The following is a 14406-nucleotide window of genomic DNA, read 5'->3' as shown; positions in this document are numbered from 1 at the left end:
CTCTCCCTTATTCTCCTAAAAACCATTCCGGGATTTTTTCTTCTAACTTACGAAGAGCACGTCCGCGGTGACTAATAGCATTTTTTTCATCTGAACTTAATTCCGCCATTGCTTTTTTGTACTCTTCCACATAAAAGATCGGATCGTATCCAAAGCCATTTTCTCCGCGGCGTTGTTCTAAAATAAATCCTTCACATGTCCCGTTTACAATGACAGGCTTTTTATCACCTTCAGGGAAAGCTACTGCTAATGCACAGTAGAAGCGAGCTTTACGCTTATCAAACGGTATTTCATTTAATTCTTGTAAAACTTTATCAATATTCGCTTGATCATCTTTTGGCTCTCCAGCAAAACGAGCTGAATACACGCCTGGTTTCCCGTTTAACGCATCTACAATAAGACCTGAATCATCCGCAATTACAATTGCATTCAACTGTCTACTCAAACTATCCGCTTTTAAGATCGCATTTTCTTCAAATGTTTCACCAGTTTCTTCGACTTCTTCAATATGGGGAAAATCGTGTAATGATTTCACTTCTAAATCAAATCGCTCAAATAACTCGGCAAATTCACGTACTTTCCCCATATTTTTTGTCGCTACAACAACTTGTTTCATACTTTCCACCTCTACTCTATATGAGATACGATGTCACCTAACGCTTCTTTTTGCATATCAATCAGTTGGAAAATGCCTTGTTCTGCTGCATCAAGTAGTTCATTTAACTGCGCTCTACTAAACGTCGCTTCTTCTCCAGTTCCTTGCACTTCAACGAACTGGCCTTTTCCAGTCATAATCACGTTCATATCAACGTCTGCTTTAGAATCTTCTGCATAGTTTAAATCTAAAACAACACCTTGTTCTTCAACAATCCCTACTGACGTTGCTGCTAAATAATCTTTTACTGGAATTTTAGATACTTTTTCTGCTTGTAATAACTTCTCAAACGCTAATACCATCGCTACATATGCACCTGTAATAGAAGCTGTTCTCGTTCCACCATCCGCTTGAATAACATCACAATCAATCCAAACCGTTCTCTCACCAAGCGCTTCTAAGTCAACTACCGCACGTAATGCTCGTCCAATTAAGCGCTGGATTTCCATTGTACGTCCTGTTACTTTCCCTTTACTTGACTCCCTAATTGTACGTTGTTCTGTCGCACGTGGAATCATCGCATATTCAGCTGTTACCCAGCCCTTTCCTTCTCCACGCATAAATGGTGGGACACGCTCTTCAATTGTCGCTGAGCAAATCACCTTTGTATCCCCAACCTCAATTAATACTGATCCTTCTGGATGTTTTAAATAATTCGTATGAATATGTATATGGCGTAATTCTGTTTTCTCTCTACCATCTACTCGCATAAAAATAACCTCCTCATAACTACTTGTTAGTATAGCCAAATTTAAATGTATGATATGTATACAATAAAAGAAGAGGAACCCAAAAAGCAATTCCTCTTTCTTACTTAAGTATATCAAATTATTGACGATTAAAAACTACCTGTATTCACGTTTTCTGGACGATCTACAGGTTTTATTAACTTTCCACCCTTTTCATCTATAAGATTTGCTTTTCCATTTACTTCAATAGAAATATTTTTCACACCTTTCTTTTCTGTTAAAGATAAAACTAACGACTTCAATACGTAATTTGAAATCATATTTTTATCTGGGTTTACAAATATATTTTCATTAAAGTTTAATGTAAGGTTTCCGTCTTGTAATTTCGGATTCGTAATAAGCTTAACACCTGGATTAAAATCATTCAGGAGCGATTGATGGATCGGACCTTTTACAAGTTCATCTATAATTGCTGCATAGTCATTTTCTTTACCTTCCGCAACGCGGCGTGTGACTGGTACGTAGTATTGCTGTTTATTATTATTTTGCGCCATAAAATACAGTGTGACTGGTTTTGTATTTGTTACATCTGTTACTTGTTCATCATCGAAGTTAATACCATTTGCACGGCTCACTCCTTCACCAAGCGGTGTACCACCAACCGGCATTTTTGCCAATTTCTCACCATTTATTTGGAACTGCACTTGTTTTATCTCTGTAAATTGCGTCAACGTCCAAGCTATAGATTCAACGATTTGACGCTCTTCTTCTTTCGCATAGTTTTTCATTTCTTTAGAGAAATCAATAACTGCCGTTCCGTCCTTTTTCAAATCTAAGGTCATCGTTGTATTCGCCGGAATGACTGCACGAAACCCATTCGGTAATAAATTCGTTACCGGTCCATCTTTCACAAGGTATTCTAACGTTTGCTTCACAGTCTCATTTGCTTTCGGAGTAGGTATAGCTAACGTTTGTGGTACAACATAACCATTTTTATCAACAAGGTATAGTTCTCTATTTACCATTTGCCCTTGCTTATCTTTTTTAGCTACTTCTTTCTTCCCACCCTCTGTATACGTAACTTGTTTTGGCGGATCAATTTGTTCAGTTGCTTTCTCTTGATTTATAAAGCCACACCCTGTTAGTAAAACAGCACTCACAGTAGCACCAACAACCCATTTAAAAGTGGATTTAGGCATGCCATTCCCCCCTAAAATCTAAGTTTGTACTATTATGTATACGAGCTGTTTCACGTTTTAGAACAAGCTGCGCCTCTTATAAATTGAAACTTTAATCAACAGGGGTCTTACTCCCCAGCAAATAGCAAGATAAAACAAAAGCTCCTGATTTCTCAGGAGCTCACTTATATAAATTCTACTATTATTCTTTTTCTAAATGAATATGCTTCACATTTTCAATCGGTTGACCAAACCATTTTGATGCAATTTCTTTAAACAAGCCTATTTTTCCTGTTGTTAAGAAGAGATGATCGCTTTGTTCTTCTCCTTCATTCAACATTTTACTATGATATAAGATTGTACTTACTTCACGTGCTGTTTCATCACCAGAACTAATTAGTTGCACTTTATCTCCCATTACTTTTTTAATAACAGGTCCTAAAATCGGATAATGTGTACAACCTAATATAAGTGTATCAATATCGGTACTTTTCAGTGGTTGCAGCGTTTCTCTTACAACTTCATACGCCATTTCACTTTCGAAATTCCCACTCTCTACAAGTTCAACGAAAGGTGGACAAGCTAAACTTTCTACCATAACACGGTTATTAATAGACTTTAACGCCTCTTCGTATGCACCACTTTTCACCGTTCCAATCGTTCCAATAATCCCAACGTGATACGTGTTTGTCACTTTTAAAGCTGTACGTGATCCTGGGTGAATAACTCCTACTACTGGAATTGGTAATTGTTTTTGCATCTCTTCTAATACAACTGCAGTTGCTGTATTACACGCAATAACTAACATTTTAATATTTAAATCTAGTAAATGCTCCGTCATTTCCCACGTAAATCGACGTACTTCTTCTCGAGAACGTGGACCATAAGGACAACGTGCTGTATCTCCTAAATATATGATACGCTCTTTCGGCAACTGACGAATTAATTCCTTCGCTACTGTTAAACCGCCAACTCCTGAATCGATAACACCGATTGCTCTATTCAACTTCATCACCCGTTTTCTCATTCATCATCTTTTATGTTTATCATTATATTTTACACACTTTAAGTTCGCTCACTTCAAATGCTTCTGTATGAAAATTTTCATTTGCCCATGTATAGACTAGGACCTTTTTTATTTTGCTCCTTTTTTTCGTAATTTGCAAGATAGAAAAATAACCGACCTTCTATAAGAAAGTCGGTTTCTTCTATATAAAGTGCATATTCATTGCTCCATCTTTTTTTGAAAAGAAGACATTCCCATTAATAAGAAGAAATGAGCAGAAATTAAAATGACGATAATTTATTTACAGCCCTTTTTATAGCCTTACCTATTTCCACGCTAGACTGTGGATTTTGTCCTGTAATTAAATGACCATCTACTACTACATGCGGCGTAAAATTGGGGGCTACATAAAACAAAGCTCCTTCTTCTTTCAACTTACTTTCTAGCAAAAACGGAACGCGCTTTTCTAAATGTACAGCTCTTTCTTCATCGTTTGTATAACCTGTTATACGCTTACCCGCAACAAAAAACGAGCCATCCTGATTTTTCACACCGACTAAGGAGCTTACTCCGTGACAAACAGCCGCTACAATCCGGTTATTGTGATACATATTCTCAATCAAATTTACTACATATGGATTACCTGGAAAATCTACAATCGCCCCGTGCCCACCACCAAATAAAACCGCATCATAATCCGAAAAATGAACATTTGAAATCGGCCTCGTATTTTGCAATAAAGAAGCTACATGCTTGAATTCGCGAGGTATACCATTCGGAATAGACACTCTATCTATAGGTACTCTCCCACCTTTTATTGACACAATATCAACATCAAACTTAGCCTTTTTAAATACATGATAAGGAGCTGCGAGCTCTTCCAGCCACAAACCAGTCGGGTGTCCATTCATATCATGAGCACTTGTTGAAACTAACAGTATCCTTTTCAACATATCCCCTCCTTATTACCTATTTATGTATGGAGTGTTCTTATCATTCATATAGCAAGTGAAGCAAACAAAAAATAGCCGACTTTTATATAAAAGTCGGCTGCTTTCTTATAATTCGAGCTCTCCCATACGAAGAAGCTCCACAACTGCTTGTGAACGTCCTTTAACCCCTAGCTTTTGCATTGCGTTTGAGATATGGTTGCGAACTGTCTTTTCACTTATAAAAAGTTCACCTGCAATTTCCTTCGTTGTTTTATCTTGAACCAGCAATTCAAATACTTCTCTCTCTCTCTTTGTGAGTAAAGGTTTAGATTGATACGCTTTTTCCTTCAACTGGTATAACCCTCCTTGCTTAAGCCAGAGCTGTGTATGTGTAAGTTGGGTGTTTATTTAGTCAAGATATTGTATGAACGAAATGTGCAGGTGGTGAATAAAAATGGGCTTTATTTCCTATGTTATTTTAGACTTTTATACAGTGCGTACACTCTTTTTATCCACTTACTTTCCAACGCGCCATATTTGTTCTAGCAATATACTTACAACCGTACCTACAAATAAACCATTACCGAATATATATTGCATAATAGACGGCAAGGATTGGAGTGCTCCAGACGGTAAAAACATAACGCCGCTGCCAAATAATACTGCAACGCCTAAAATCGTTACATTCCTTTCACTCATCGGCACTTGTTTTATATTATTAAATCCAATTCCAATTAACTGTACGAACGAAGCCATTAAAACAGCCGATGCGACAGCTGATGGTAAAGATGCTAAGTAACGAATAATACTTGGAAAAAGAGACATTACGACTAGTAACGCACATGCCATTAAGAACGATCGTATATACTTTTGTTTTGTTAAACGTATGAATCCTGCCGTTGCTGGTAACGGAACGACACCTACAGTTGAAAATACAGAAGAGATGAGATGCGAAATCCCCCCAACCCATGTTCCATCTTTCAACTGTTTTTGTTCAATAGTCGCTTTATGAATAGTTGCTTGATTAATTGCTATAATAGCTGCCACCGTATTCGAAACTAAAATACATACCATAACGAAACTTGATACAGCCATACCTGTATTCCATTTTGGAAGTCCCCAAGCAAATATATGTGGAAGTTGCACAAAATGAGTTACTTGAGATGGGATTGTCACTTTTCCTGCAATGAGAAAAATAATCCACCCACTAATTAATCCTGTTAAAACTGCATAACTTTTGACAAAGCCTTTTCCAAAATTAGATAGTATAATAACGAACAGAAATATACTAAACGCGATCATTGCTGTAAATCCGTCGATTTGAGAAATAGTAGCTGTAATTCCTAACATTCCTTTTAAAAATACACCACTTAATTGTAAACATAATAAAAGTAAAAACGTCCCTGTCACAAGCGGCGTAAATAAAAATAAAATACGTCCTATAAAACCAGTTACTCCTAATCCTATTAAAATAACACCGGAGATTATCATTCCTAATTCTAAAATTTGCAGTGTACTATGTAATTGATCTTGTCCGGCCGTTGCATAAGCAAGTACGGTAAATACACCAACCCAAGATCCAGCCGGCCCATCCGCAATTGGCAGTCTATGCCCAAGCCACCCTTGTAAAAAAGAAGATATCCCAACTACAAAAAACGTACGCTGCATTAAATAAAATATTTCTTCCGTCGTAAGATGAAATAATCCGCCAACGACAATTGGTAGTGCTATTGAATTTGCTAATAAAAATATAAACCATTGCAAAGTTCCCATAATATGATTTTGGTTATGTTGATTGTCCAATTTTTTCATCCCTTCTAGCTTTCCTATAAAAATATATTGTAAGAATAAAAAAGAAGAGTTCTATACTCACCATTAGAACCCTCCTCAAAATATTTAAACGATTCTTCTACACAAGATTATTTAATTCCACCTCATTTAAACTTCCAACAACAATATTTCCTTTATACACGACTAAACGTTTTTCTGTTTGACGCGCTACTGCTTCAGCAGCGCATGTCGCATTCGTCAAAACAAAGCTCGCTTCATCCCCTACATTCGGCCATACTCGCTTCCCTTCATTATTTAACGTTTCTTTTCCCCCTGTAATAAAGCGGAGTGCTTTTCCTAAAGACCTTTCGTCACTCCACCCAAAACACTCTGCTAATCGATTCGCCTTTTGAAGCATATCACCTGTTCCAAACGGTGACCAATGATCTGTAATGCTATCATTGCCTAATGCAACCTTAACACCTTTTTTATCTAATAACGGAATTGGGATTACTTGTTTACCAATTGGCACTGTTGAAGTAATATCAATATTTACATTTGCGAGTCTTTCTGCCACTTCTTCAGCCTCTTTATCAGTAACACCACCAAGTCCAAGTGCATGACTAATCGTTACACGGCCTTGCCATCCTGCTTCTTCTGTTAAACTTGCCAATCTCTTCATCGTAAACGTTCCAAGATTATTCGCATCGTGCAAATGAATATCAACATCCGCATTAAATTCTACTGCGATATCCATAATTGTATGTAATGACTTTTCAATGTCATTATCTACTGTAGCTGGATCTACTCCTCCGACTAGATGAGCACCCATACGCATCGCATCTTTCACGAGTTGCACAGAATCACTGCGCAATAATCCATGTTGCGGAAACGCAACAATTCTACTAGACACTCGATTTTTATATGTTTCTAATGCCGCTAACGTCGCCTCCAGATTACCAAGCCCAATAATCGGATCGACATTACAATGCGTTCTAATATTCGTTGCACCATTTTGCAGTAGTAACTCTAGCATATTTTCCGCTCTATTTCGGGCAGTCGCTAATTGCTTTGGTAAAATTTTTTCTTCTTCATTAAAACGTGTAAAAATACTTTCTGCTGGCATACAAGCTTTCCATGGGCCACTATAATATGTTTTATCAATGTGAATGTGCATCTCTTTGAAAGCTGGCAACATTAATAAGTTCTTAGCATCAAAAGTTACTATATCTTCCTCTTGAACAATCCCTTTTATAATTTTTTTAATTCGACCATCTTCAATAAGTAAACTGCATAATTCTGTTTCTGTTTGTGAAATTCTCTCTTCTTCATATGTATATCCTGATTCAAGCATTACGTTAGTCAACCAATATACTGTCATCTCTATTTCCCCACCCTTTATTAAAAATCACCTCATAACTACAAGTTTAATATCCACTGAAAATTAAGACAATTAATACGATCACTTCTCACAAAAAAATGTAATACAACCCCATAGTCTTCTCATAAATTTCCATATAGAATAAAAGTATGCAGTTTGATATAAAAAGGAGTTGATTGGAATATGTCAAAAAAGTTATGTAAATCCGAAACTGATAAAATGCTATTTGGTATATGTGGTGGTTTAGGAGAATATTTTGATATTAGCTCTACTCTTATTCGTATCATTTGGGTTATTGCTGTTTTATGTTTTGGGACAGGATTTTTAGTTTATTTCATTTGTTTATTACTTATGCCACGTTCGTACTAACGGCATTATTTCACATACTTAAGAAGAGCAAATCACCTATAGAATCCTATAGGTGATTTTTTCATGAAGAATATTTCATCGTTAAATGTAATACCGCTACTTCTTCTTCTTCATTTTTATAAATATGCTTCTTATTCGCTTCAAATTGAATGGAATCAAACTCATTTAATTCGTATACATCATTCTCCACTTGAATAGACACTTTCCCTTTCATTACCGTTACAAGCTCAATCGCACCTTCATGATGAGCTTCTGGCTCATATATACTATTTGATCGTAAACAAGCACGGTGCATTTCCATCCCTGTTTCTTTCGTATAACGGAACATCGTTTCTAAATGCCACGCTTGTCCTTCATCTACTGCAAATCCTTCTCCACAGCGCGCAACAGCTACAGGTTCTCCAACAACCATTAATCTAGATAAAGGAATTGATAACCCTTTCGTTATTTTCCAAATGACAGCTAGTGTCGGATTTGTTTCCCCTCTTTCGATCTTTCCTAATGTTAATTTACTAACTCCTGTTTTATGAGCTAATTCTTCTAAACTTAATTTCTGTTCATTTCGAATTTGTCTCAATAACTGTCCAACTTGTTGAATGACTTCTTTCGTTTGCATATCTTCATTTTCTTTCATATATAAAACCACCTTAAAGTATAAAATAGTTTACTTTTAATAATTAAAAGTATATCATACTATACATAATTATTTATTTTCGAAAGGAGTGTTATACTTCATGCGCGCAATTTTATTAGGTCTTTTATCATCGGCCTTTTTTTCTGCGACCTTTATTATTAATAGAGCAATGAATGTATCTGGAACGAGCTGGGCTTGGACAGCTTCCTTCCGTTTTTTATTTGCTCTTCCTATTTTATTCCTTATCGTTTTATTTCGCAAAAACTTTAGGGGATTATGGGAAGAGTTAAAAAAACATCCATTGGCATGGATCGGATGGGGTTCTGTTGCCGGTATTGGTTTTTATTCTTTATTAAGTTTCGCAGCTGTCTTTTCTCCAGCTTGGCTCGTTGCTGGAACTTGGCAAGTTACGATTTTAGCTGGTTTACTACTATCACCACTATTTTTCGTGAAAATAGAAACAAAATCAGGTACGAAACTTGTACGTGGAAAAATTCCACTTCGTAGCTTATATGTTGCATTATTTATTTTACTTGGTGTAATTTGTATGCAAGCAACTGCCGCAGGCCATATTACAATGACTCAGTTCATTTCAGGTTTTTTACCTGTCGTATTAGCCGCTTTCTTATATCCGTTCGGTAACCGAAAAATGATGGAGCTTGTTGGTGGACGCCTTAATACGTTCCAACGTGTATTAGGAATGGCAATTGGAAGTCTTCCTATAACAATCTTGCTTGGTATATACGGATTTTCTACTACTGGCATTCCAACATCCAACCAAATACTTCAAGGATTTTTGTTAGCATTATGTTCCGGCGTTATTGCAACGATGACATTTTTCTTTGCTACTGACTTAGCAAAAGATAACCTCGCTCTACTTGGAGCTGTTGAAGCAACACAAGCTGGAACGATGGTCTTTACCGTACTTGGAGAAATCATTTTCTTAAATGGTTCACTCCCTGGAGGACTTTCTCTCATCGGAATGATTATTATCATGTTAGGAATGGTTGCAAATAGTATTTTAAACCGTTCTGTTCCAGTCGTTAAACAGAAAAAATCAGCATAAAAAAAGGGTATGGTTCTATAGAGATGAACCATACTCTTTTTTATTGTCCCCCTATTTCGCCTTATCAGAATAGTATTTCATTGGCTGCTTATACTAAAACTTATGTTATAATACGTTTCATGCGCATTAATAGGAGGTAAATTATGTTAAAAAAAGCAATCGCTGAATTTATTGGTACATTTGTACTTGTATTATTCGGAACTGGAGTAGCTGTCACTGGCGGCGGAATTGAAGGAATTGGAACATTAGGAATCGCTATGGCTTTCGGCTTATCTATTGTAGCTATGGCATATAGCATCGGAACAATTTCTGGATGTCACATTAACCCAGCAGTATCAGTAGCTATGTTCATCAACAAACGAATGAACGCTATGGAACTTTGTTATTATGTATTAGCTCAAATTTTAGGTGGTTTATTAGGAACTGCAACGTTAGTAACAATTTTAAAATCTGCTAAAACACCTTTAGATAATTTAGGACAAAATGGTTTCGGAACTCTTGGTTTATCTGGAGCATTTTTAGTTGAGTTCATTTTAACTTTCGTATTTATTTTAGTTATCGTTGCTGTAACAGGTAAAAAAGGAAGTTCTTCTTTAGCTGGACTAGTAATTGGTTTCACATTAGTTTTAATTCACTTATTAGGAATTCCGTTAACTGGAACATCTGTTAACCCAGCTCGTAGTATCGCACCAGCTTTATTTGTTGGTGGAGAAGCACTTTCTCAACTATGGGTATTCATCGTAGCACCAATTCTTGGTGGTATCTTCGCAGCTATCGTAGGTAAATTCATTTTAAATACTGAAAAATAGAATTTTCAATATTTCTGAATAAAAAAAGGCGAGCCCTCATTATGAGGAAGCTCGCTTTTTTATTCTTTCATTTTAGACTTTAAATTTGTAACTAATTGATCTACCGTTACATTTGCAAGTACGTTTTCCATCGCTTCTTGCGCTTGCATTAAAATAATTTCTAATACTGATTGAATATTAGCTCCTACTGGACATTCAATGTTGGGATTTTCATGGAAGGAAAATAGCTGTCCTTCTTCTACAACTTCCACTGCTTTATATACATCAAGTAATGTAATTTCTTCTAAATCTCGAGCAAGTGTCGTACCACCTTTACCAGCTTGTACATCAACAAGTCCTGCTCTCTTCAACATTCCTGTAATGCGACGAATCACAACTGGATTTGTATTCACACTACCGGCAATCCATTCAGAGGTACAGCGAGAGTTTCGATCTATCGCAAGTAATGTCAGCATATGAACACCTACTGTAAAACGACTACTAATCCCCATCTGCACACCCTCCTTTTTATTCATTCTATCAAAAGACGACTCTTATCATTATATACTATTTTTAATTTATACATAAAGAAAAAGCATGATTTCAATAAGAAATCACGCTTTTCTCTCATTATTGACGCTTTATAAATTTCGCTAAATCTTTAAATTTCACTTTATCTGAGTAATTCATTACGCCGTTTACGTAAATGCGGCTTGTAACAGCATTTAATACCGCAATTGTCGCCAATAAGACTGCTAATGTTATCGTAATTTCTAGCATACCTGCTTCACCAGCTACAATACGTGAGAAGGTAACCATCGGTGTAAAGAATGGAATGTAAGAACTTACAACGACGATAGTACTATTCGGATCACTTAATGATTTAATACTAATAAAGAATGCAGCCATAATTAAAATCATTACCGGGAAAGATACAGCTTGTAAATCCTCCGTCTTAGACACGACAGCTCCAGCAGCAGCATACATCATCGCATAAAGTAAATATCCCGTAATGAAATAAACAAGAAACATGCTGATAACCTTTACATCTAATTTCGTAAAGTCAATTGGAATACCAAATAGTGAGGCACTTTCTAAATCGACCCAACCTAACAAATATGGAATAAGATAACCACACGCCAATATGACAAGTTGCAATAACGCCGTTGAAACAACCGCTAAAATTTTCGCATACATCATCGTAAGAGGCTTCACTTTCGGAAGCATTACTTCCATTACACGTGACGCCTTTTCAGATGCAATATTCATTGCGATTGTATTTCCGAACGCTACAATAAACATATATAAAGCAAATGTAAAGAAATAGGCAATTCCGAAAGAAGATGTACGATCTTTTATCGCTTCTTGCTTTACTTTAATTTCTGTTTGTAATTGCTGTGCAATTTCTGGTGAAACATTATTTTTGGCAATCGTCACCATCGTATATTGTTGCTTTAAATATCCTGCCATAATTGCAGAAGTTGCTTGGCTTGGAAATCCATTATACATATATGTAATCGATGGAGCCCCACCCTTTTCCGTCACATGGAATAGACCATCTAAATCGCCCTCTTCTACTTGCTTATGCAGTTTATCAAAATCATCCTTTGAACCAATTGTTATTTTTGCTGATGGCAATAGCTTATTTAGCTCATCTTTTTGTACTTTATATGTGGAACTCTCTACTACAACTGCAACTTTATCTTTATCCTTATTTTTATCATCGCCTGAAGTAAAATGATTAAATGCAAAAATCCCAAACACAACTAAAAATAAAATCGCACTCGTAATTAATGATTTCTTAGATAAAAACGCTTCCCTAAAATAAAATGAAAATACGTGAGAAAATTTACGCATCGTTATTTCGCCCTCTCTACAAAGATTTCGTTTAACGTTGGCTCTAACATTTTGAATTGTCGTAAGCTAACACCTTGCTCTTGCAACTGTTGCAAAATCTTGAGAGCTTCCGCATCGTCTTGTACTTTCACATAAAGAAGGCCTTGTTGTTTTTCATACGATACATGTATAGCTTCTAATCCCTTTTCATTCTCTACTGTATCTTCAATCGTTAAATTACGGAAACCGTATTCTTTCTTAATATCACTTAGCTGTCCTTTTACGACTGCTTCACCTTTTTTCAAAATACATACATGTTGGCAAAAAGCCTCTACTTGTTCCATACGATGACTTGATAAAATAATCGTCTTTCCGCTCTGTACTTGTTCTTCAATAATACTAGCTAACATCCCAGCATTAACTGGATCAAGACCGCTGAATGGTTCATCTAAAATGAGAAGTTCCGGATTATGAAGAAGAGCAGCAATTAATTGGATTTTTTGCTGATTCCCTTTTGAAAGCTCTCCAGCCGTTTTAAATTTATATTCTGGTATCGCTAAACGCTCTAACCAGTGATCAATAGCATGATCTACTTCTTTCTTCGACATTCCTTCTAATCTACCAAAATATCGCAGCTGATCTATTACTCTACTTTTTGTATATAAACCTCTTTCTTCTGGTAAATACCCAATTGTTACACCACTATTTCCAAATGCTTTTCCATCCCATGTAATCGAACCTTCATTAGGCGTTAATAATCCGAGAAGCATTTTGATTGTTGTTGTTTTCCCTGCACCATTTCGTCCAAGTAACCCTAGTACTTCACCTTTTGGTAACGAAATTTGCAAACCGTTAACTGCTTTTGATTCCCCAAATTGTTTCGTTAAGTTTTGAATTTGTAAACTCAAAGTATAAAGCCTCCCCTTTAGTATCATTCGTACTCTCTTTCAAAGACTATGTTTATTCAAGACAAAATATAGCACCACGCTTCATCCTCTTATATGTAAACATCGTCATGAATCCATCATTTTCTCTATTTAGTTAAAATTGTAAATAAAAAAGTTCTTTTTGTCAATTATAGTTGTCATTACGACAATAAAACTTGTCAAAATAACTATTATTATTTTGCTCATCTTTCTAATATAGGACATACTACTATATATATATAAAAGACAATATGCAAATGTTCATATAAAAATATTATATTTTAATATATAATATAAAATGATTTTCTAACATCAAGGAGGATACATATGAAGATGAAGAGGGGCATTACCACTTTATTATCTGTAGCGGTTCTATCTACATCACTTGTAGCATGTTCAGGAACACCAGAGAAAACAGTGGCGAAAGAAGAGAAAGTAAAATTAACAGAACAACAATTAATGGCTGATTTATGGTATCAAACAGCCGGTGAAACGAAAGCACTTTACTACCAAGGGTACAACATTGGTCAATTAAAGCTTGATGCAATTCTTGCAAAAGGGACAGAGAAAAAACCTGCTATCGTGCTTGATTTAGACGAAACTGTTTTAGATAACAGTCCTCATCAGGCAATGAGCGTAAAAACAGGCAAAGGCTATCCTTACAAATGGGATGATTGGATTAACAAAGCTGAAGCTGAAGCCCTTCCAGGTACAATTGATTTCTTAAAATATACAGAGTCTAAAGGTGTAGATATTTACTACATCTCAAATCGTAAAACGAATCAACTAGATGCAACAATTAAAAATCTTGAGCGTGTAGGTGCTCCTCAAGCAACGAAAGAACATATATTACTACAAGATCCGAAAGAAAAAGGAAAAGAAAAACGCCGTGAACTCGTTTCTCAAACCCATGATATTGTCTTATTCTTCGGTGATAACTTATCTGATTTCACAGGTTTTGATGGAAAATCTGTAAAAGATCGTAACCAAACAGTAGCAGATTCAAAAGCACAATTTGGTGAGAAATTCATTATTTTCCCGAATCCAATGTATGGCGATTGGGAAGGCGCTTTATATGATTATGATTTCAAAAAATCAGATGCAGAAAAAGATAAAATCCGTCGCGACAACTTAAAATCATTTGATGTAAAATAAAAGAGGATGGCATTCGCCATC

General features: G+C 35.9%; 16 protein-coding genes. 4 read left to right on the top strand and 12 right to left on the bottom strand.

The features are described from left to right. Window positions 1-7: 7 nt before the first annotated feature. The 8 genes from ACTFR8_RS10290 to ACTFR8_RS10255 form a co-directional block, all read right to left on the bottom strand. The gene (locus ACTFR8_RS10290; RefSeq protein ID WP_000815939.1) at window positions 8-616 is read right to left on the bottom strand and encodes an XTP/dITP diphosphatase; all 609 of its coding nucleotides are present in this window, start codon (window positions 614-616) and stop codon (window positions 8-10) included. A gap of 11 nt (window positions 617-627) precedes the next feature. Further along, window positions 628-1365, bottom strand: coding sequence for a ribonuclease PH (gene rph, locus ACTFR8_RS10285; RefSeq protein WP_001261765.1), 738 nt, complete (start codon window positions 1363-1365; stop codon window positions 628-630). Between the two features lie 128 nt (window positions 1366-1493). After that, window positions 1494-2543 carry a spore germination protein GerM gene (gene gerM / locus ACTFR8_RS10280; protein ID WP_001126749.1) on the bottom strand — a complete coding sequence of 350 codons (1050 nt, stop codon included), beginning with the start codon at window positions 2541-2543 and terminating at the stop codon, window positions 1494-1496. Between the two features lie 181 nt (window positions 2544-2724). Then, window positions 2725-3534: a glutamate racemase gene (gene racE / locus ACTFR8_RS10275; protein WP_030028397.1), complete on the bottom strand. Its 810-nt coding sequence runs from the start codon at window positions 3532-3534 to the stop codon at window positions 2725-2727. A gap of 275 nt (window positions 3535-3809) precedes the next feature. Next, window positions 3810-4481, bottom strand: a complete 672-nt coding sequence (locus ACTFR8_RS10270) for a type 1 glutamine amidotransferase domain-containing protein (protein WP_098300107.1) — start codon at window positions 4479-4481, stop codon at window positions 3810-3812. A 105-nt stretch (window positions 4482-4586) separates the two neighbouring features. Beyond that, window positions 4587-4811, bottom strand: coding sequence for a spore germination transcription factor GerE (gene gerE, locus ACTFR8_RS10265; RefSeq protein WP_000659484.1), 225 nt, complete (start codon window positions 4809-4811; stop codon window positions 4587-4589). Window positions 4812-4976: 165 nt separating this feature from the next. Beyond that, window positions 4977-6272, bottom strand: a complete 1296-nt coding sequence (locus tag ACTFR8_RS10260; protein ID WP_098300108.1) for a purine/pyrimidine permease — start codon at window positions 6270-6272, stop codon at window positions 4977-4979. A gap of 97 nt (window positions 6273-6369) precedes the next feature. After that, window positions 6370-7611, bottom strand: coding sequence for an amidohydrolase family protein (locus ACTFR8_RS10255; protein ID WP_100619233.1), 1242 nt, complete (start codon window positions 7609-7611; stop codon window positions 6370-6372). 183 nt (window positions 7612-7794) lie between these two features. On the opposite strand from ACTFR8_RS10255, the gene ACTFR8_RS10250 reads away from it, so the two are divergent. Next, a complete protein-coding gene (locus ACTFR8_RS10250; protein WP_000038411.1) occupies window positions 7795-7980 on the top strand; it encodes a PspC domain-containing protein in 186 nt (61 codons plus the stop codon). A 61-nt stretch (window positions 7981-8041) separates the two neighbouring features. On the opposite strand, the gene ACTFR8_RS10245 is transcribed toward ACTFR8_RS10250, so the two are convergent. Next, window positions 8042-8614 carry a helix-turn-helix domain-containing protein gene (locus ACTFR8_RS10245; RefSeq protein ID WP_000661924.1) on the bottom strand — a complete coding sequence of 191 codons (573 nt, stop codon included), beginning with the start codon at window positions 8612-8614 and terminating at the stop codon, window positions 8042-8044. A gap of 100 nt (window positions 8615-8714) precedes the next feature. On the opposite strand from ACTFR8_RS10245, the gene ACTFR8_RS10240 reads away from it, so the two are divergent. Next, window positions 8715-9680 carry a DMT family transporter gene (locus ACTFR8_RS10240; RefSeq protein ID WP_252209698.1) on the top strand — a complete coding sequence of 322 codons (966 nt, stop codon included), beginning with the start codon at window positions 8715-8717 and terminating at the stop codon, window positions 9678-9680. Window positions 9681-9823: 143 nt separating this feature from the next. Further along, a complete protein-coding gene (locus ACTFR8_RS10235) occupies window positions 9824-10489 on the top strand; it encodes an aquaporin (RefSeq protein WP_000913213.1) in 666 nt (221 codons plus the stop codon). A 59-nt stretch (window positions 10490-10548) separates the two neighbouring features. Here the strand turns inward: ACTFR8_RS10235 and ACTFR8_RS10230 are convergent, their stop codons facing one another. From ACTFR8_RS10230 to ACTFR8_RS10220, 3 genes are all read right to left on the bottom strand, one after another. Beyond that, window positions 10549-10980: an Rrf2 family transcriptional regulator gene (locus tag ACTFR8_RS10230; protein ID WP_000512998.1), complete on the bottom strand. Its 432-nt coding sequence runs from the start codon at window positions 10978-10980 to the stop codon at window positions 10549-10551. A gap of 118 nt (window positions 10981-11098) precedes the next feature. Beyond that, on the bottom strand, window positions 11099-12325 hold the full coding sequence (locus ACTFR8_RS10225; protein WP_098300109.1) for an ABC transporter permease: 1227 nt from the start codon (window positions 12323-12325) through the stop codon (window positions 11099-11101). Window positions 12326-12327: 2 nt separating this feature from the next. Then, window positions 12328-13212: an ABC transporter ATP-binding protein gene (locus ACTFR8_RS10220; protein WP_000058117.1), complete on the bottom strand. Its 885-nt coding sequence runs from the start codon at window positions 13210-13212 to the stop codon at window positions 12328-12330. Between the two features lie 345 nt (window positions 13213-13557). Here ACTFR8_RS10220 and ACTFR8_RS10215 point away from each other — a divergent pair, with 345 nt between their 5' ends. Beyond that, on the top strand, window positions 13558-14385 hold the full coding sequence (locus tag ACTFR8_RS10215; RefSeq protein WP_100619231.1) for a 5'-nucleotidase, lipoprotein e(P4) family: 828 nt from the start codon (window positions 13558-13560) through the stop codon (window positions 14383-14385). Window positions 14386-14406 lie beyond the last annotated feature (21 nt).

It is taken from the genome of Bacillus cereus group sp. MYBK15-3 (genome assembly GCF_051916765.1).
Lineage (GTDB): Bacteria > Bacillota > Bacilli > Bacillales > Bacillaceae_G > Bacillus_A > Bacillus_A cereus.
The sequence above is the reverse complement of the archived record's forward strand: the minus strand, read 5'-3'. Positions and strand labels throughout refer to the sequence as shown.